Below are 19,102 nucleotides of genomic sequence, written 5' to 3'. Positions count from 1 at the left end.
AATCAGAAAGTCTCTTGTATCCAACACCTATGAATCAGCCATCCTATGATCAGCCAGATTTTTTGCAAGCCATTCCATGAAAAAATTACATAAATCAACGAAATATCTCACCAGTGATCATAAACGACCGTGTGGTAGATACAGAACAGAAAGAGGGATGACGGATAAAGCTCAACCGCTGTAACTTTTCGCAATTGCTCCCCATTGGCCGGCTGTCAATTCCAGAAGGTCGGAAGGTTTAAGCTCTATTTCCAAACCTCTTCTTCCCGCACTGACATAAATAGTATCAAAGGATTCCGCGCTTTTATCCAAAACAGTCAGTAGCCGTTTTTTCTGACCCAGTGGACTAATGCCACCAGGAAGGTAGCCTGTTATACGTGCAGCATCGCCCTGGTCAGCCATCATCACCTTTTTGGCACCGCAGGCTACAGCCATTCCTTTAAGATCCAGCTGTGAGGCAACAGGTACAATACCTACCGCAAACTTCCCTGAATCCAGGGATACGATCAAGGTTTTGAATACCTGTAAGGGGTCTTGTCCCATTTTCTCTGCGGCTTCTGCACCGTAGGAATCACAGTTTGGATTATGTTCATATTGATGGACTGAATACTGAACTCTGGCTCGTTTGGCAGCATTAATAGCGGGTGTCATAACTTACTTCTACTCTCTGAAATCAACGCATTATCACCAGCCTTTTACCTGACCTCTCAGCACTTTGGTCTTACCCCGCTGATTTTTCCGATCCATGCGCTTTCTCTGTGAGGACCGGGTAGGCTTGGTTGCTTTTCTTTTTTTAGAAACCACCGTCGCCTTTTGAATTAACCCCAGCAGCCGACTCAGAGCATCTTCACGATTCTTTTCCTGAGTTCTGAATGACTGCGCCTTGATAACAATGACCCCATCAGAAGTAATCCTCTGGTCACTGAAAGCCAGCAGCCTTTCTTTATAAAAATCAGGCAAGGATGATGCTTTGATATCAAACCTTAAATGAACGGCCGAGGAGACTTTATTAACGTTCTGTCCCCCTGCCCCCTGAGCACGGATAAAACTGAGCTCTATCTCATCGACAGGGATCGTAACGGTATTGGAAATCTTCAGCATGGACTGTGCTCAGTTCCTGTCCTGAACCAGCACCCATGGACGCACGACGACAGCCCATAAATCCGCTTTTTGGTCATGCCAGTTTCTTGCCTGATCATCACTGACGGGGCCCAGCTTCTTTTCATTCAACCAGCCTTCCACCACAGCTTTATCATCAATAGAGATACTGTGAGCCACAGTTACAATGTCAAGACCCGGAGCCACTGCCAGAAGATGGCCTGACGCAAAATAACGCTGAAGGTCATCCCAAGCAATTTTGGCGGTTTCCAGATTGAGTTTGGCTTTGTTCAGCTCATTGGGGTCTACAGAGTCACTCATTAACAACCTGTCAGATAAACGGGAATAAAGGCAGAGCCTACCACATTCATGGTTTTTTCAACCAGTCAGCCCTGCTTGATGATCATTTTGGCTGGAAAAAACCTGCTTTTATACCTATTACTAGGAAGTGTTCACAAATAGTTTTGGGCTCAGTTCTTCCAAAAGACGCTTTTTAGGGCGTCCATGACGGTGTTCCAGCAGTTTATGTTCCTTCGCTGTATAGCCTCGCATCGACACGACCTGTCTGAATACTCCGGGAACCTGCCATTTATCTTTTTCTTCCAAAATAAGGGCACCTTTATTTTTTCCTGCGGTCTAAATTTCCATGCAGGCCAGAATACCTAAGTATCTGATAAAAAAGCACAACTTTTAATTTTCAACCCTATCTATGGAGAGCCTATGACTCATACAACAAGACTTCCATCGCTTCTCCAGATCAGCCTGGTGCTGGGTACGTTTCTTTGCCTGGCTTCTTCCTTTACCATCAGCTTTGGACTACCCGTCCAGCTTGCTCTTTTCTCTGGCTGGTTCCTGGTTATAACCCTGGGTCTTTATCTGGGTCATGCCTATGATGAACTGGAAAAAGCTGCATCCAAAGGCATTCACGACGGCATGTCGGCCATCCTTATTCTGTTGTCTGTTGGGGTCTTAACGGGTACGTGGGTATCAGGCGGCGTTGTTCCCTCCATCATTTACTTTGGCCTTAACAGTATCAGTCCATTATTGTTCTTACCGACAACCGTATTAATCTGCTCTATTACCGCTCTGGCTACAGGTACTTCATGGGGCGCAGCAGGTACTGCAGGTATAGCCATGATGGGAATTGGTCAGGGGATGGGAATACCCGCCCCGGTAATCGCAGGCGCTGTTCTGTCAGGCGTCTATTTTGGTGACAAATTATCCCCTTTATCCGACAGTGTCATTCTTGCTTCCAGTATGTCGGGAGTTAAGGTTCCCTCCCACATCAAGAGAATGCTACCCATCAGTGTAACCAGTTATCTGATCACGATCGTTCTGTTTGGCATGACTGGACTTCAATATGGGCAAAGCATAGACCTGAATCAGATTGATCAGATTACCCAGGCGCTGGACTCTCACTTTCATATTTCCTGGGTCTCTCTGATCCCTCCTGTCATTGTGATTACACTATTGGCCAGGAATAAACCGGCGTTTCCAGTTATCTCTTTTGGTGCCTTTCTTGGCTCAGTTTGGGCTTTTGTATTTCAGGGACAAGATCCCATACTGTCACTGAGAAGTGCCTGGATTCTGACCTCTCCCGACACCGGCATCAGCATGCTGGACCAACTATTGAGCAGTGGCGGTATGTATAACATGCTTGGCTCTTTGGCTGTCATCATTTTCGGTCTGGGTTTTGGTGGTTTACTGGACAAAGTCGGCATTATTTCTGCCATTGCCCAAAGGATGGAAAAGAAAATCAAGAGCGAAACCAGCCTGACTGGATTCACTATTGTCACCGCCTTTATGGGCAACCTTCTGGGCAGTGCCATGTATGTATCTTTGATCCTCACTCCGAGACTGCTGGCAAAAACTTATGACCGAATGAAAGCAGACAGACATTTACTGTCTCGTAACAGTGAATTCGGTGGTACCTTGACCTCAGGTATGGTGCCCTGGAGTGATAATGGTATTTTTATGGCAGGTATTTTAGGGGTATCAACAATCGAGTACCTCCCCTACATGTGGTTGTCATATTCATGCATCGTGGTAGCCATTCTCGTGTCTTACCTATCGCCCAGGAACGGGCAAGCCGAAGAAGTCTCGAACAGTGACTTTGTAGAAAACAACAATCAACTGGAAACAGAAGTATAAACAGCCATAAACGGAAGAGGCAGCTTATCCCAAAACCTCACAATTGCTGCAAAGGCTGAGAGCTGTCTTTTCATAATAAATAAAAAGGGCAGGACTATGTACCGACCTGCCCTGAAAGCTTTAAGGCTGTTGACGAGTAGCAGAGACAACGATCTCACGCACACAGACATTCTGTGGTTGGTTGTAAGCAAAGCTCACACAACTGGCAATATCTTCAGGATGAATCACCCCACCCATTCGGTCTTTCCAGGATTCATACCCATCCTTGATGTCATTTGACGCAGTGTGGCTCAACAGTTCAGTTCCCACAACACCGGGCGCAACAGTAATCACTCTCACGTTGTCATCGGCCACTTCTTCACGCAAGGTTTCAGACACACCATGTACGGCAAATTTAGTGCCACAATAAGCCATATGATTTGGAAAGCCCTTAACACCGGCAATGGAGCTCAGGTTAATAACAGTTCCGCCCTTACGCTTTTTCATTTTGCCAATAAACTCTCCAAGACCGTTGAGCACACCATTAATATTAACGCTGATCATTCGGCCCCACTCGGCAGGATCTTGCTGATCGGGATGACTACATGAAAGCCCTTTCCTGGAGTCGAATGGCTTATGATCTGGAATCCAAACGACAGAAAGGAATAATTAATAATCTTCACTTTGGCCTCAGTTCCTACCTGAAACCCCCCAGACTCAGAGCTTTATGGGGCGCTTATTTTGCCGTAGCCAGTGGCAGTGCCATGCTGATCGTTAACACGGCTGTCTATACCCATTGGATTTCAAGATGCTACCAGGCGACAAGTGAGCGAAGCCCTGTGAGCTTACAAGTAGTAGGTGATCAGGGTGAGCGAACGCTGGCAACAACGTAGCATCTTGAAAGGCGATGGGTATATGTTAAAGAGAGCCTGAAAGGCGGTGAGCAGGAAACAACTTTGGCCATGTCGGTTGCAGGTTTAGGTTCAATGCTGATTGCTCTGAAGCTTCCCGGTTGGCTGAAAAAAATGCCTGCCCGATCAGCCATACTTGCAGGGGGCGGTTTCATCGCTCTGGCTCTCATCACCGGATCAACAGAACCGAGTTGGCCTTTATTCCTGCTGACCTGCTTGATGATGGGTATGGAATTGTCGTTTATTCAGACACCTGCCAGAGCCCTGGTGAACCGCTCCTGCCTGCCTAGGAGGCTGCTTACTTTGCGGCTAATTTTTCCTTGTCCCACATCTGCTGGCTTTTAACTTACCTGCTGGCAGGCTGGAGCAGTACAACCTTAGGCTTATCCGCTTCCTACCTGCTCATGGCAACGATCGTCATCGCAGGTATCATATATGCCAGCCTGACTTACCCAAACCCTGACCCTGAGGTGCTGACGCACACTCACGCGCACCGGATCTGAAGCAGCTACCGGTCGAACACAGCCATCATTTCGTCATCGACCATGAGCACAGAAGCTGGCCAACCTGAACAGGTTCGTGCAAAATCCCTGAAACAGCCATAAGCATCAGGAAAGATGAGTGCTGCAGATCACTTTCAGCACTCTCACAACAGAGAACCTCAGTGAACGACAACAATCAGCCTATTCTTTACTCTTTTCGTCGATGCCCTTACGCCATGCGTGCAAGACTGGCTCTGACATATGCTGAGATTTCTCTCGAGCACCGAGAGATAATCCTGAGAAACAAGCCTCAGTCCATGCTTTCAGCCTCTCCAAAAGGCACCGTTCCTGTTCTGATACTTCCTGAAGGCAAGGTCATTGATGAAAGCCTGGACATCATGCTCTGGGCTCTTGCTGTCAATGATCCTCAGCACTGGGTACCTGAGAACTCAGCTGACAAAACTGAAATCATGGCGTTGATCCAAAAAAGTGATTTTGATTTCAAGCCGCAGCTGGATCGTTATAAATACGCGGATCGACACCCTGAGCATCCCATGGAATATTATCGTAGCCAGGGAGAGCTATTCATTGAGTTGCTGAATAGCAAGCTCAGCCATCAGAACTATTTAATGGGGCAAAAAGTGACTCTGGCAGATATGGCTATTGTCCCCTTTATACGACAATTCGCCCATGTAGACCGAGACTGGTTCTATTCAACCTCTTACAAGGGCGTTCAAAAATGGCTGACAAGTTTTATTGAATCTGAGCTGTTTTTACAGATTATGGCCAAACACCCCCTATGGGAATAAATAAACCCGACAACATTGGCAGAGTTAACCTGTACCAGCTTGTGAGACAACAACAATTGATTAAAAGAAGCTTCAGGCACTACTCTCAATCACAAGGAATAATGACATTCTGCTTTTTTGTAATATAAGTGGAGTTGCTGGGTATATCCTTGTTCACAAAGCTCATAGCCCCTAGTTTGACATTGTCTCCAATAGTAATACCTGTTCCAATAATGCATGAATTAGCGCCTATGGAAACATTATTTCCAATGATAATCGGTTCATCACACTTCCCATCCGACCCCACAGTAGAATTCTGTAAAATCGTAAAATTCTTCCCTATTCGAACATTACTGGTAACCACAACGCCACAGGCATGACCTACACTTAAGCCCAAATCTATTTTAGCTCCCAGCATTATTTCTACTGAATACCGGTTCATTAGTCGTTTATTAATTTTCCGAGCTATGGATTTTTTGAAACTGCTATCACTGTTATATAGTTTGTCGGCAATACGAAACCAAAACAGAAAGTTATATCTTCTGCTGCGCAGGGCTCTTCTAACGACAGTGAGCCAAGAAAATTTCTTGTTTGGCTTCTTGATAATCTCAGCTTGAAAATAGTCTTTCAGAGTGTACATCTTGGATCCTGAGAGGGGATTGCCAGCCAGTAGCTGATAGAGTCGCGGATCGCTAACTTAATACTTTTAGTACAAAATGAGAAGTGTCTACTTTGGCATTTAAATCATCAAAAACAGCCAAATCTCACCACTAAAGTGCACACGCACCATTTTATTGCTCAATTATGGGCACTTTCAGTGCCTTTTTCCCCTGCACACATAGTCAATCCAGCCTATCATTGTTATCCTCAGTCGATTAGCCATGAACGAATGCCGGACTCACGAATCTGATCGAGAATAGGACTTAAGCATTAAGTTCACCAGAACGATAGCCTGTTCACATTCTTTTAAAATCCGTAAGGCATCTTCAATAGGCAGCCATGAGCGAAAGGAATGTTCTTTCTTTGCCTGCGGCACTCCAGAAGCCTGCCAGACCAGGAACCTTTTGGACGTAAGCTTTCGAGCATGACATTCAGTAGCGTTAGGCTTCAGCCTTAAACAGCTCTGGATTTCAGCCCGAATCAGCCTTAAGTCCGACAGCCTCCTGGCGAAGGCCTCTGGAATTTTCATATTAAAAATAACGATGAAAAGACAGTCAGGTTGTTATGGCAAAATTCAACCCTTTTATAGCAGGCAAGGCACCTTTTGGCGCCGCGCTGATCTCAGAATCTCCTTTCTCCGACATGCCACCGGCATCCCCGGAATTGGCAGATACACGCCCCTGCCAATATCAGAATCTGCTGCGAAATCTTGACCAGCTCTCCTCGACAGTCACTTCAATCAAAAAAATTATGGCTGAAAAAGTCGGGCTGAGTACTCCACAGCTGAATATTCTTCTGGCACTGGCTGAACCCAATAATACCAGAGGCGTCAACGTCAGAGATGTAGCCTCCATGCTGAATGTCTCTGGTGCCTTCATCACTGTAGAAGTTAACAAGCTGGTTGAAGCCGGCTACATACTGAAAGCCACCAATCCCAAAGACCGCAGAAGCGTTCTGCTCCGCCTGACAAGGAGTGGGAAATGCAAGATCGATGCAACCCTGCTGGAACTGGAGCAATACAATGAGCAAGTATTTGGACGCCTTTCATCCCTGGAATTAGATGACTTGCGAAACCTGATTTCTTCATTGCTGGGTAATGGGCAGGATCTACTGTCCCGCCTCAATAACGAAAGTAACAACGCCTGAATTAGCCGGGATAGTTTTTCCACACTGTCCCCTTTCTTCTCTGACGACCTGATTGCAATAGCTTCTATATTCGAGCTATGGATTTCCACAATGCATCAGCGTTCCAATCCCGCTATAATCCCGCCGTTTTTCGCAATAAATGTGGCCAGAAAAGTCCACCCTGTTTCTCTAGGCTGGTTTTCGTAGCTCAAGTAAGCGCATGAGCAGTTTTATATTTATTCCTTTTAGATCTTTAAAGGCCATTTAACTGTGTTTTTCTGGCATATATACTTGACGGTCATATTCGGGTATTGACACTGCTGATCATTGAACAGGGCATTCAACGGTCAGCCTGCCCTCGAACACACTCTCGGTAGAGTCAAAATGGAACAGATGAGCGAACTGGTACTGATCATGATCAGTGCCATCCTGGTCAACAACTTTGTACTGGTACAGTTTCTGGGCCTCTGTCCGTTTATGGGTGTCTCCAACAAACTGGAGTCGGCCATGGGAATGTCTCTGGCTACCACGTTTGTACTCACTCTTGCTTCTATATGCAGTTACCTGACCTACCAGTACCTGCTCATTCCACTGGGCCTGGAGTTCCTGAAAACAATTGCCTTCATTCTTGTTATCGCAGTTGTGGTTCAGTTTACCGAAATGGTGGTCAGGAAAGTCAGCCCCCTGCTCCACCGAGTCCTCGGCGTATTCCTTCCGCTGATTACCAGTAATTGTGCTGTGTTGGGTGTTGCTCTCTTGAACAGCAACCGACTGAACAGCTCTCTGGTCGATTCTGCCACCTATGGTTTTGGGGCTGCTGCCGGTTTCTCACTGGTACTTGTTTTATTTTCTGCCATGCGTGAACGCATTGCTGCTGCCGATGTTCCTACTCCTTTCAGAGGAGCTGCCATCGGCATGATCAGTGCTGGCCTGATGTCACTGGCCTTTATGGGCTTCACCGGTCTGATCAAACTGTAAGGGAGACCTGATAAGGATTATGGAAATCGTCTTCTTCGCCATTGTTGCCCTGCTGATACTGGCCCTGGCCTTTGGTGCAATACTGGGCTTTGCCAGCGTCCGCTTTAAGGTCGAGGGCAACCCTATCATTGATCAGGTAAATGAATTATTGCCCCAGACCCAGTGTGGTCAGTGTGGTTTTCCGGGCTGTCGTCCTTATGCAGAAGCCATTGTCAGCGGAGAGTCTATTAACCGCTGCCCGCCCGGAGGCCAGTCAACCATTAATGAGCTGGCTGATTTACTGGACGTGGAGCCAGAACCTCTGGACGAAGAGCACGGCGCTGAAAAGCCTCCCATGGTCGCTTATATTCGTGAAGATGAATGCATCGGCTGTACCAAGTGTCTTCAGGCTTGCCCGGTCGATGCCATTCTCGGCGCTGCCAAACAGATGCACACGGTCATGAAAGATGAGTGCACAGGCTGTGATCTTTGTGTTGAACCCTGTCCTGTTGACTGTATTGACATGATTGCCATAGAAAGAACAACCCGTACCTGGAGCTGGACCTTGCCCTCCAAGGAAGAAGCACCCGGCCTGATCGCCACTGATATGAGAGGGCAAACAGTTTGAACGCATCAGATCGTATGAACCTGCCTCTCAAGGACATCACTGAATCCAGACAGCGAGTCTGGCCACTGACCGGTGGTGTTCACCCAGAAGAAAACAAACATCAATCGACTGGCACGCCGATCAAACCGGCCCCCATGCCAGAGAAATTAATTCTTCCTCTGTCGCAACATGCAGGCTCGCCTGCTGAACCTGTCGTCACTGTTGGCCAACAAGTATTAAAAGGACAGATGATTGCCAGAGCTACCGGTTTCGTCAGTGTGCCTGTTCATGCCCCTACCTCTGGTAGCATTGCAGCAATCCGTTCTGAAGCGATACCTCACCCTTCTGGCATGCACGACGAGTGCATTACAATAATCCCTGATGGAAAAGACCAGTGGTGCGATCTTAAACCAATAAGAGATTACACCTCTGTAGAACCTTCAACACTGATTGAACATATTCGCCAATCGGGTATTGCCGGCATGGGCGGTGCAGGTTTTCCTACCGCCGTGAAACTGTCTCCAAGAAGCCCAATACACACCTTGATACTGAATGGCACCGAGTGTGAGCCCTATATCACTGCAGACGATATGCTCATGAGAGAACGTGCCGACAGTATGGTGGCCGGTGCCAGAATCTTACAATACCTCCTGAATGCCGAACGCTGCCTGATAGGTATTGAAGATAACAAGCCAGAAGCCATAGCTGCTGTTAAGAAAGCCGTTGCCCAAAACAGCCACAGTCATCAGATGAAAGTGGTTGTTTTCCCAACCAAATACCCTTCAGGTGGTGAAAAACAGCTGATTCAGATACTCACAGGGCTCGAAGTACCTTCTGGCAAACTCCCTTCGGACCTCGGCATTGCAGTTCAAAACGTGGGCACAACTGTCGCTGTTTATGATGCTGTTCAACATGGCAAACCCCTGATTTCAAGAATCACAACCATGACGGGTGAAGCACTGGCTCGCCCGGGTAATCTTGAAGTGCTATTAGGCACCCCTACGCAACACCTGCTGTCTTCTGCTGGCGCAAACGATCAGCAGCTGGCAACACTCATTATGGGTGGGCCTATGATGGGTTTCACATTGAATGAACTCGATGTCCCCGTCACTAAAACCACCAACTGTCTGATAGCAGGTACACAGGAAGAATTTCCTTCCGCCATGCCTGCCCAAGCCTGTATTCGATGCGGTATGTGTGCAGAAGTCTGTCCGTCGTCTTTGCTACCTCAGCAGCTCTACTGGCATGCAAAGTCTGAAAACCATGAACAACTGAAACACCACAATCTGTTTGACTGTATTGAATGCGGTGCATGCTCCTTCGTCTGCCCCAGCAGTATTCCACTGGTCCAATACTACCGGGCTTCCAAAGGTGAAATCCGGACTCAGGAAGCCAAACACGCCAAAGCTGAACGCTCTAAAGTCCGTTACGAAAACCGACAAGCCCGCCTGGAAAAAGAGCAAGCTGAAAAAGAAGCCAAGCGCCGGGCGAATGCTGAACGCGCTGCCAAGCTAAAGGCAGAGAAAGAATCTTCGGCCGGTAAAATGTCTTCAGGTAATAAAGGAACAACAATAGACCCCGTTCAAGCGGCTATTGAAAGAGCCAAGGCAAAAAAAGCTGCTGCAGGTTCAGCCGGTAACAAGTCCACTAAAGCAGCACTGTCTGCAGATCAGAAAGAGCTTAAAATCCAGCTGTCTCTGGCCAACGCCCAGCTGAAGAAAACCCGCAGAGCCTTGAGTCAGGCTCAGGAATCGGGAGAAGGCGATGCTGACAAGTTAAGTGCTGATGTCAGCATGCTGGAAAACCAGGTTGCCAAATTACAGAAAGAATTTGAAACAGCGTCCGCAGCCCCCCCTAAAACAGAAACGGCCCAGGACGCTGAAGCCATCAAAAAACTGAAAATAGAATCAGCGATGGCGAAAGCAGCATTGAAAAAAGCGGAACGGGCTTTGGCATCCGCACTTGAAGAAGGCAGTTCAGAAACTGAAGCACTGAAGGAAGCGGTGGAAGAGTGCCGTAAGAAAGCAGACTCATTGGCCAATGCATTAGCTAGCACCACCACAGAAAAACCTGCCAAACCTTCCGTTGATGAGAAAAAGCTTAAAGTAGAGCAGGCAATGGCCAAGGCTGCTTTAAAGAAAGCAGAACGAGCCTTGAATAAAGCCAGAGAGGAAGGCAGCCCAGAAACATCTGCACTGGAAAAGGCAGTGGAAGAGAGCCAAAAGAAAGTTGACTCTCTGATATCTGCAAAACCGGATATATCTTCTGCTGATACCCAACAGACGAAGCAACCTGAGCCTGCCGACGATAAAAAACTCAAGATCGAACAGGCAATAGCCAAAGCTGCACTGAAGAAAGCTCAGCGCGAACGGGTCAAAGCTCAGGAATCGGGTTCAGATGACACCGCATCACTTCAGGAAAAAGTAGACGAATGTCGTGGCAAGCTTGAAAAACTGGAACAAGGTAAACCATCAGTCTCAGTGACAGAGCCTGAAGCGACTAAACCTTCGTCTCCAGCCAAAATTCAAGTCGGCGATGATCTCAAAAAACTGAAAATCGAGAACGCCATGGCCAGAGCAGCGGTCAAGAAAGCACAACGGGCACTGGAGAACGCAGAAGGCGATACCAGTGCTCTGGAAGCAGCTCTGATTGAAGCACAAACCAAAGCAGCCGAAGCCGAAAAAGCGCTGGCCGCTCAGGCAGGTTGATTCTCATTTGATAAACAGTCGGAATTCACGATGACTCTGGTAAGGCAGACATCCCCTCATGCTCGCGGCCCTAACCGCACGCAGCAGGTAATGAAACTGGTTCTCCTGGCCACAGTGCCAGGCTTGGCCATGCAGACAGTTTTCTTTGGCTGGGGGACTTTGATCAATCTCGCCTGGTGCGTGTTGATTGCCCTGGGCTCTGAAGCCCTGATACTTAATATACGACGTCGCCCCATCAGCTTTTATTTATCTGATGGCTCGGCTATTGTCACTGCCGTTTTACTGGCTCTGGCACTGCCGCCCCTCGCCCCATGGTGGCTGACTCTGGTAGGAGTTTCTTTTGCGATTATTATTGGCAAACAGCTCTATGGGGGTCTGGGTAACAATCCGTTTAACCCCGCTATGCTGGGATATGTACTGTTATTGATTTCCTTCCCCCAGGAAATGACTCAATGGCTGCCACCTCTTGGCTCAGAAACAGGTGCTGATGGGCACACGGCTGTGAAAAGTTTCAGCGATGCACTTTTCACAATATTTCCCCTGCTGGGTCAACCTATCAACATTGACGCCATCAGCATGGCAACTCCGCTGGATGTTGTTCGCGAGAACTCATCATTAACCATGAAAGAACTCTGGTCAGTAGATCCTGCACTGCAGTATTTTGCCGGACGTGGCTGGCTGTGGATTAACATGGCGTATCTGGCAGGCGGCCTTTTCCTGATTTACAAAAAGGTCTTCACCTGGCATGCCCCTGTTGGCATGCTGGGAGCAATACTGGTGATGTCTACCTTGTTCTGGGGTGGAACCGGATCAGGCAGCCATGGCTCTCCTTTATTCCACTTATTCAGTGGTGCCACCATGCTGGGAGCCTTTTTTATTATTACCGACCCGGTTAGCAGTGCAACCAGTAACAAAGGTAAGCTTATCTTTGGTGCTGGCATCGGGATACTTGTCTATCTTATTCGCGCCTGGGGTGGATATCCGGACGGTGTCGCCTTTGCCACCCTGCTAATGAACATGGCTGCACCCATGATTGATTATTACACCCAACCCAGAACCTATGGCCATAAAAAACCTAACAAGGGTCTGCCAAAGCAGCCTTGAGCTAAATAGAACGCCCCTGAGTGAATGAATTCGAAATGAGTGACTGACGAATGCCCATAGCGAAAGAAAGTCAAAATGAGCCAGAGCAGCCTTCTTCTGAAGAAAAGAAGCGTTCTTCCGGTCTGGCCAGCAGCATAGTCCGCAACAGTCTGACACTGGGTTTGTTTGCCATTCTCACCGTAGGTCTTATTGCCCTGACATTTGTTTTCACAGAAGAGAAGATTCATGCCCAGATTCGTGCTTTTGAAGCCCGGGCGCTGAAAGAAATTCTTCCGGATGAAACACACGACAATAGTATTCTGGATACCCGAATCAGTCTGCCTGCCAATGATTTGCTGGCAACAACTTCCGAAAAGTATGGCTACGTAGCGTTCAAGGAGGGTAAACCCGTTGCGGTCATTCTCCCCGCCATTGCACCGGATGGCTACGCTGGAAAAATCGAACTGCTGGTTGGCATCTACACGGATGGAACTCTCGCAGGTGTAAGAGCAACCCAACATAAGGAAACGCCGGGACTGGGTGATAAAATAGACACCAAAGTTTCTGACTGGATTTTACAATTCCGGGGTAAATCGCTTCTGGACCCGGCACCTGAAGACTGGGGCGTAAAGCGAGATGGCGGCCAGTTTGATCAATTTACGGGAGCCACTATCACACCCAGGGCCGTTGTGGCATCTGTTTATCGAACCCTGAGCTATTTTGACTCTCACAGGGAAGCACTCTTTAAACAGGGAGAAACAGCCATGAAAGCCATGGCAAGGGAGCAGAAAGATGACTGATGACGTTGCTACTGATTCAGAGCTGCAGAAAAAATCATTATTCGCTGATCAATCTGCCGCCAAAATTGCCTGGGACGGGCTCTGGAACAACAACCCGGCGTTGGTTCAACTTCTGGGTCTTTGTCCTCTGCTTGGGGTATCGAACAGTGTTGTAAATGCACTGGGACTCGGAATAGCCACCATGCTGGTTGTCATGGGCTCCAATATCGTTGTCTCTTTGATTCGACATCAGATTACTGACGCTATTCGTCTGCCTGTTTTTGTCATGGTGATCGCCTCCTTTACTACCTGTATTGAGTTACTGATGCAGGCCTATACCTACGAGCTCTACAAGATTCTGGGTATTTTCATTCCTCTGATTGTCACTAACTGCATCATACTTGGACGCGCAGACGCCTACGCTTCCAAGCAGCCTGTTGTGCCTGCCGCATTCGATGGTTTCATGATGGGGGCCGGCTTTGCTGCGATATTGGTTCTGTTGGGAGCTCTGCGAGAACTGATCGGCCAGGGAACCCTGTTCTCAGGTATGGATCTATTGCTGGGCCCTGTTGCTCAAAACTGGACGATTGTCGTTTTTCAAGATTACAAACAGTTCCTGTTCGCCATTCTTCCACCCGGAGCCTTTGTCTTTATGGGCTTTCTGATTGCCATCAAAAATGTCATCGACAAAAGGCAGGAAGATGCCAGAAAAGCTCAGGAACCTTTATCAGAAGCGGGAAGCAAGCGCGTTCGTGTGACTGGAAACATCAGCTAACCGAGCTATTTAGTAAAGCAGACTTATGGGAGAGCATACCCATAAGTCTGCAAGCAACCAGATACTGTCACTCTTCATAAATCCGTTTCTAAAGCACCTCTTCTCCACCGCTCTCGATAACGTCTGAACCGACTAGCTGCCTCCAGGAACTGAGCATTTTCCTCAGCAAACTTTTATTTAGGCTAAATAAAAGACACATTACACAGGATTAATTTGGCATACTCCCCAAGCCTGGCCACTTTTTCGGTGAAGGAATAATGACATAAGCCGGAGTAAAGAAAGCATTATGGGCCCAACCTACTCGCCGGCCCTGATCATCCAACACAGAATTTTTGATCAGCCACCGAACATTTTCACTGGTTAGCTGTTCCACCAATACCGACCCTACCCGGGAAAGACTGCATACCTCTTTCTGGATACGAAATTGCAGTACTTGAGCACTCTTTTTGTGCTTCATTGAGAGGGTGAAGTCAATCGGGTTGGCAGACCAGTAAATATTAGCCATGGAGACATATCCGGTCAGCTGCCTGATTTGCAGTAAATTGGTACTGTAGCCATTAGGCCGAAAAATACTCCGATCAATCCGGCTTTGTTTAAACTGGAACTGGTTTTGTATGGAACCATTGGTGACTTTGACACTTGTTATTTCCCAGCCTTCCACCAGCATCACATTCACCGAACCGCAGAAATAATCATTGGCAGAGTAATAGCCCGTAAATGTCTCAGCTGCATTCGTTACCAGACTGCTGATTTTCCCTCGGGAGAAAATACTTTCTGAATCGGATGCGAAGGCAAACTGCAGGAAAAAAATGAGAATAAAAACAATAATCTTGAATTCATGCATCCATGCCTGAAAAGTTTCATTAAATATAGAAAATATTGCCTTCTTTCATGAGCTATCTGGCCTTCATGCTAGAATCGCCCTCATATTTTTTTGACCTGAGTCACGATTTGCCAGCCCACTCCTCAGAAAGAGCTCTGGCAATCGATATTTCTCACCCCACAGGCTTTGCAGGAAAACCGGATGAACAAGGAAAAAAGGACCCAGATATTTACCCGGTTGCGGGACCAGAACCCCAACCCGACTACGGAGTTGAATTATTCTTCACCATTTGAACTTCTGATCGCCGTAATTCTGTCAGCTCAGGCAACAGATGTTGGTGTCAACAAGGCCACTGACAAGTTATTCCCAATCGCCAATACACCTAAAGCTATTTTTGATTTGGGTGTGGATGGCCTTAAGGAATACATAAAAACCATTGGACTGTTCAATGCCAAGGCTGAGAATGTCATCAAAACCTGCAAAATGCTGATCGATCTGCATGATTCCGAAGTACCCGATACTCGTGATGCTTTGGAGGCTTTACCCGGCGTTGGCAGAAAGACCGCTAATGTTGTTCTGAACACCGCTTTTAAGCAACCTGCCATGGCGGTAGACACCCACATATTCAGGGTATCTAACCGTACCGGGATTGCCCCGGGCAAGAATGTTCTGGAAGTGGAAAAAAGGCTGGTCCGACTGATCCCTAAAGATTTTCTGCTGGATGCTCATCACTGGCTGATACTCCATGGACGCTATGTTTGCAAAGCCAGAAAGCCGCAATGCGGGAGCTGTATCATTGAAGATCTGTGTGAATTTAAGGAAAAGACTTCCTGACAAAACGCCAATGACCGGCCATAGCTGGTCATTGGCGTTTTGGATAGGCGCAAGCGCCTGATTTTCTGTTAATGATTCTGGTTCCTGAGCAGAGAGAAGATCGAAAAATACCAGTCTTAATTCTGCCTTTGAGGCTATTGATCCTGCGATCCTTCTGGGAAGACGGGTATGATGCCCCAGGCTTCACCTGTCGCAATTGGATCAAAAGATTCAGGATGATTGGTTACAAGTCCGTTGAGCCTTTTTTCGCCTACCAGAAATACTATCTCTGCTCTTTTCTTTTCAGAAGGCACAAGTGATATGGAAAGATTGATATTGAAATCAAGCTCATCTCTATTACCAGTTCTTGCAGCCTCCTCAATATCCTGCATCATTTCCTCAGCCATAAGCATTCGATCACAAAAGTAAGAGTTCCTGATGCCAAGCCATACGATTACTTTCTTTTGAGTCTCTACATCCTGCTGCCTTAACCAATGGGATTCAGGAATATTTAACACTCCAACTCGGCATTCTGCAGCAATTGATAATCTAGGAATCAGAATAAATAAAGCCAAGGTCAGGATTATTCTAACGTGTTGCATTGGCTACGCACTTCCAGAATTTAATATTATTGTAATTATGAGAAAGAGTTTGCGTCCCTTCTTCCTGAGAAATATTCCATATCGCTGTTCTCTTTCTGCGATCTATAGATTTAAGGCTTTTCTCAAACTCAAGCCAGTCATAGGTAAGTGCATCAAAAGTTGTTTTACCTTTAGGGCTGGGCTCAACAAATATCTTATACAGTGGTACAGAACTAACTAGCGCCTTAAGCGTATTGGATAACTTTGTTTGCCTTTCGATTTCCTCGAGTGCTTTCAGTGTTTGTTCATCGGGCTCAAAGCTTCGTATATCGCAATACTTCTTCACATCCAATGTTGTATTCCTTCCAATGCTTATTGCTGGCAGCTCGTAAAACTACCCATTTGAAGAGGCACTTTAACGCACATCCAGCCGAAGACCAATCCAATACTACTCGAAAATCATGCACCTAGGAGGCTGACCGAGAATAGCGTCCGAGCGTAAAATTCAGTAGAACGAGTCAGCTTTTTCACTGAATTTGTGCGAATAGTTGACCTATTTAAGCAAATTCAGTGGAAAAGATGGCCGTTCTTTCTGGATTTTAGGCCGGGCTGTCTATTCTCGGTCAGCCTCCTAGTACTCATTTCAGTCCTTCAAGCAGATTCTTGTTCATAACCTTAATCCTATTCACACAGTGATGTGGCAAGGATCAGCTTGCTGATTCTATATTAAGGAATAGTCCGTAAATAACTTCCTTATTTGACCACCCCCCGTTCGGGCTGAGCCTGTCGAAGCCCAGAGCCACCACCCTTCGACAGGCTCAGGGTGAACGGAGTTCATGTTTTAATCGGGAAGTTATTTCAAGACAAATCCTAAGCCACGCAAGACTCTACACCAAAAGCTTGTACTTTCTATATTGGCGCGGTTTAAGTGGTACAATCATCTTTCAAAGTGAAAAACTTTAAACGAAAGAACAGATAAGCCGCACATGACCCCTACAATTGAACTTGCCCTGGATCTGATACAGCGTCCTTCCGTCACACCTGAAGACGAAGGTTGTCAGGATCTGATGATCAGTAGACTAGAGCCTTTGGGCTTCAAAGTGGAGAAGCTGCGGTTTGGCGAAGTGGAAAACATCTGGCTACGCAGAGGAGACTCTGCCCCTTTACTGGCCTTTGCCGGCCATACCGATGTTGTACCCACAGGTCCCGTAGAAAAATGGGACAACCCGCCCTTCTCTCCCTGTGTTGATGAAAATGGAATGCTTCAGGGACGCGGAGCTGCAGATATGAAAGGCAGCCTCGCTGCCATGATTACAGCCTGTGAAGCGTTCGTTGCTGAACATCCGGATCACAAAGGCTCTATCGCGTTTCTTATCACCAGTGATGAAGAAGGCCCCGCTCAGAATGGCACAGTGAAAGTCATTGAACATCTGGAAGCCCGCAACGAAAAAATCGACTGGTGTATCGTAGGTGAACCTTCCAGCACCCATCAGGTGGGTGACATTATCAAGAATGGACGTCGTGGCTCCATGCACGGACATCTTGTTATTCGTGGTATTCAGGGACACGTTGCATACCCTCACCTGGCCAGAAACCCGGTTCATGAAGTCGCATTAGCTCTGACAGAGCTGACAGGTGAAGAGTGGGACCAGGGCAATGACTTCTTTCCTCCCACCAGCTTCCAGATCTGGCATATCCATGCCGGGGAAGGTGCGAGCAATGTTATTCCTGGAAAATGCGAAGTTAACTTTAACTTCCGATTCTCTCCTGAAGTCACAGATAAGGAATTGCAGAGCAGAGTTCTAACCATTCTTGACCGCCATAATCTCGAATATGATATTGAATGGCATGTTAGCGGCCAGCCTTTCCTGACTCGACCGGGGGCTCTGGTTAATGCTGCCAAAGAGTCCATCAAGGCAGAAACCGGCATTGAATCTGAGCTGTCCACTTCAGGTGGTACTTCCGACGGCCGATTTATAGCACCTACAGGTGCACAGGTCGTTGAGCTGGGCCCGGTAAATGCTACCATCCATAAAGTGAATGAATGCGTTAAAGCCAGTGATCTTGATGACCTTGGCCGAATTTATCAGGGCATTCTGAAGCGACTGCTTGCGTGATCACATACGCGTTTCTTCCGTTCATGACTGCTCTCTAACGCTATAGGCCTTATGAATAACGTTGAAGATCTAGAAATTTATGTTAAAGATCTGAGCCTTGAGATGATCCAGAAATGGTTCACGGCTCATTTTGACACCGTTGAATCCCTGAGCAGTGGCAAGAAAGTTCATGACTTTCTCCTCCATAGTCAGGGCGGGTCAACGCCTGTAATGATTGTCGAGGGTGCCGTTGGCAAAGCCTGGACCAGCATCTGGTTCAAAGCCAATAAAACCCCATGGAATGATGATATGGCCTGCGCCAGAAGTCTGAACAATTTCGCCAAATGCAGAGTGAGAGCTAATGCGGCTCCCTGGTCTGATGGTGAAGATATGGATGAATGGTGGCAGATGACAGAATCCGGTGAAGAAAGTACTGTTTCATGGCCTAACGCGCTCTGAAATATTTGGACATCCAGAGGGGCAATACCGCTTCTCTGGCTAGTTGTCTAAATGGCCAGAAGACTCAAAGCCTCACGTTCGTTCTACTCTATCTTGCAAGATAAACACTTTCTTCTTTGCGCCACCGCCTATATTCAAGCTAGAATCCTCCGATTAAGCCAGCTTTGTCCTGGAAATGTCGTCCAGCCTGATCATTCACACTAAAGGCTCACGGATACAACGATATT

At 47.2% G+C, this 19,102-nt stretch carries 22 protein-coding genes; 13 read left to right on the top strand and 9 right to left on the bottom strand.

Features of this window, described 5'->3' with window-relative positions; translation table 11 throughout:
- Window positions 1-171: 171 nt before the first annotated feature.
- The 4 genes from ybaK to GZ78_RS29320 all read right to left on the bottom strand — a co-directional run bounded on the left by ybaK (window position 172) and on the right by GZ78_RS29320 (window position 1,704).
- Entirely contained in the window at window positions 172-651 is a 480-nt protein-coding gene (gene ybaK / locus GZ78_RS05865; protein WP_034833437.1) for a Cys-tRNA(Pro) deacylase, read from the bottom strand.
- Window positions 652-684: 33 nt separating this feature from the next.
- On the bottom strand, window positions 685-1,101 hold the full coding sequence (gene arfB, locus GZ78_RS05860) for an alternative ribosome rescue aminoacyl-tRNA hydrolase ArfB (protein WP_034833435.1): 417 nt from the start codon (window positions 1,099-1,101) through the stop codon (window positions 685-687).
- A 9-nt stretch (window positions 1,102-1,110) separates the two neighbouring features.
- Entirely contained in the window at window positions 1,111-1,419 is a 309-nt protein-coding gene (locus GZ78_RS05855; protein WP_034833434.1) for a DUF2288 domain-containing protein, read from the bottom strand.
- A gap of 120 nt (window positions 1,420-1,539) precedes the next feature.
- Window positions 1,540-1,704, bottom strand: a complete 165-nt coding sequence (locus GZ78_RS29320) for a hypothetical protein (protein ID WP_161787316.1) — start codon at window positions 1,702-1,704, stop codon at window positions 1,540-1,542.
- A gap of 114 nt (window positions 1,705-1,818) precedes the next feature.
- On the opposite strand from GZ78_RS29320, the gene nhaC reads away from it, so the two are divergent.
- Window positions 1,819-3,249 (top strand): Na+/H+ antiporter NhaC, encoded by a 1,431-nt coding sequence (nhaC, locus tag GZ78_RS05850; protein ID WP_034833433.1) that lies wholly within the window; start codon window positions 1,819-1,821, stop codon window positions 3,247-3,249.
- Between the two features lie 120 nt (window positions 3,250-3,369).
- Here the strand turns inward: nhaC and GZ78_RS05845 are convergent, their stop codons facing one another.
- The gene (locus tag GZ78_RS05845; RefSeq protein ID WP_269078750.1) at window positions 3,370-3,876 is read right to left on the bottom strand and encodes an SDR family oxidoreductase; all 507 of its coding nucleotides are present in this window, start codon (window positions 3,874-3,876) and stop codon (window positions 3,370-3,372) included.
- Here GZ78_RS05845 and GZ78_RS05840 point away from each other — a divergent pair.
- Together GZ78_RS05840 and GZ78_RS05830 are read left to right on the top strand one after the other, a co-directional pair.
- Complete coding sequence (locus GZ78_RS05840) at window positions 3,834-4,121, top strand: hypothetical protein (RefSeq protein WP_034833431.1); 288 nt, start codon at window positions 3,834-3,836, stop codon at window positions 4,119-4,121. The two genes, GZ78_RS05845 and GZ78_RS05840, sit on opposite strands and share 43 nt — an antisense overlap.
- A 682-nt stretch (window positions 4,122-4,803) precedes the next feature.
- On the top strand, window positions 4,804-5,430 hold the full coding sequence (locus tag GZ78_RS05830) for a glutathione S-transferase (RefSeq protein ID WP_236631481.1): 627 nt from the start codon (window positions 4,804-4,806) through the stop codon (window positions 5,428-5,430).
- 85 nt (window positions 5,431-5,515) lie between these two features.
- Here GZ78_RS05830 and GZ78_RS05825 read toward each other — a convergent pair whose 3' ends face one another.
- Complete coding sequence (locus GZ78_RS05825; RefSeq protein ID WP_034833428.1) at window positions 5,516-6,049, bottom strand: serine acetyltransferase; 534 nt, start codon at window positions 6,047-6,049, stop codon at window positions 5,516-5,518.
- Window positions 6,050-6,633: 584 nt separating this feature from the next.
- Here GZ78_RS05825 and GZ78_RS05815 point away from each other — a divergent pair.
- The 7 genes from GZ78_RS05815 (at window position 6,634) to GZ78_RS05785 (ending at window position 14,103) form a co-directional block, all read left to right on the top strand.
- Complete coding sequence (locus GZ78_RS05815) at window positions 6,634-7,215, top strand: MarR family winged helix-turn-helix transcriptional regulator (RefSeq protein WP_034833425.1); 582 nt, start codon at window positions 6,634-6,636, stop codon at window positions 7,213-7,215.
- A 372-nt stretch (window positions 7,216-7,587) separates the two neighbouring features.
- Window positions 7,588-8,172: an electron transport complex subunit RsxA gene (rsxA, locus tag GZ78_RS05810; protein WP_034834307.1), complete on the top strand. Its 585-nt coding sequence runs from the start codon at window positions 7,588-7,590 to the stop codon at window positions 8,170-8,172.
- Window positions 8,173-8,191: 19 nt separating this feature from the next.
- A complete protein-coding gene (gene rsxB / locus GZ78_RS05805) occupies window positions 8,192-8,779 on the top strand; it encodes an electron transport complex subunit RsxB (RefSeq protein WP_034833423.1) in 588 nt (195 codons plus the stop codon).
- On the top strand, window positions 8,776-11,466 hold the full coding sequence (gene rsxC / locus GZ78_RS05800; protein ID WP_236631480.1) for an electron transport complex subunit RsxC: 2,691 nt from the start codon (window positions 8,776-8,778) through the stop codon (window positions 11,464-11,466). Before rsxB ends, rsxC begins: the two co-directional genes overlap by 4 nt.
- A gap of 30 nt (window positions 11,467-11,496) precedes the next feature.
- Window positions 11,497-12,570, top strand: coding sequence for an electron transport complex subunit RsxD (gene rsxD / locus GZ78_RS05795; RefSeq protein WP_034833422.1), 1,074 nt, complete (start codon window positions 11,497-11,499; stop codon window positions 12,568-12,570).
- A 50-nt stretch (window positions 12,571-12,620) separates the two neighbouring features.
- Window positions 12,621-13,349, top strand: coding sequence for an electron transport complex subunit RsxG (gene rsxG, locus GZ78_RS05790; protein ID WP_081869689.1), 729 nt, complete (start codon window positions 12,621-12,623; stop codon window positions 13,347-13,349).
- Window positions 13,342-14,103, top strand: a complete 762-nt coding sequence (locus tag GZ78_RS05785) for an electron transport complex subunit E (protein ID WP_051785861.1) — start codon at window positions 13,342-13,344, stop codon at window positions 14,101-14,103. The genes rsxG and GZ78_RS05785 overlap by 8 nt, the downstream gene beginning before the upstream one ends.
- 208 nt (window positions 14,104-14,311) lie before the next feature.
- Here GZ78_RS05785 and GZ78_RS05780 read toward each other — a convergent pair whose 3' ends face one another.
- Window positions 14,312-14,947 carry a hypothetical protein gene (locus GZ78_RS05780; RefSeq protein WP_034833420.1) on the bottom strand — a complete coding sequence of 212 codons (636 nt, stop codon included), beginning with the start codon at window positions 14,945-14,947 and terminating at the stop codon, window positions 14,312-14,314.
- 180 nt (window positions 14,948-15,127) lie between these two features.
- Between GZ78_RS05780 and nth the strand changes: the two genes are divergently transcribed.
- Window positions 15,128-15,760: an endonuclease III gene (nth, locus tag GZ78_RS05775; RefSeq protein WP_034833418.1), complete on the top strand. Its 633-nt coding sequence runs from the start codon at window positions 15,128-15,130 to the stop codon at window positions 15,758-15,760.
- Between the two features lie 134 nt (window positions 15,761-15,894).
- Here the strand turns inward: nth and GZ78_RS05770 are convergent, their stop codons facing one another.
- Both GZ78_RS05770 and GZ78_RS05765 read right to left on the bottom strand, forming a co-directional pair.
- Window positions 15,895-16,341 (bottom strand): hypothetical protein, encoded by a 447-nt coding sequence (locus GZ78_RS05770; RefSeq protein WP_034833417.1) that lies wholly within the window; start codon window positions 16,339-16,341, stop codon window positions 15,895-15,897.
- Window positions 16,328-16,672, bottom strand: a complete 345-nt coding sequence (locus GZ78_RS05765) for a hypothetical protein (RefSeq protein ID WP_034833416.1) — start codon at window positions 16,670-16,672, stop codon at window positions 16,328-16,330. The genes GZ78_RS05770 and GZ78_RS05765 overlap by 14 nt, the downstream gene beginning before the upstream one ends.
- 634 nt (window positions 16,673-17,306) lie before the next feature.
- Here GZ78_RS05765 and dapE point away from each other — a divergent pair.
- Together dapE and GZ78_RS27195 are read left to right on the top strand one after the other, a co-directional pair.
- A complete protein-coding gene (dapE, locus tag GZ78_RS05760) occupies window positions 17,307-18,437 on the top strand; it encodes a succinyl-diaminopimelate desuccinylase (RefSeq protein ID WP_034833415.1) in 1,131 nt (376 codons plus the stop codon).
- 51 nt (window positions 18,438-18,488) lie between these two features.
- Complete coding sequence (locus GZ78_RS27195; RefSeq protein WP_051785860.1) at window positions 18,489-18,875, top strand: hypothetical protein; 387 nt, start codon at window positions 18,489-18,491, stop codon at window positions 18,873-18,875.
- Window positions 18,876-19,102 lie beyond the last annotated feature (227 nt).

This window comes from Endozoicomonas numazuensis (assembly GCF_000722635.1).
GTDB lineage: Bacteria > Pseudomonadota > Gammaproteobacteria > Pseudomonadales > Endozoicomonadaceae > Endozoicomonas_A > Endozoicomonas_A numazuensis.
Note: the sequence above shows the minus strand (reverse complement) of the source record. Positions and strands in the feature narration are given on the sequence as shown.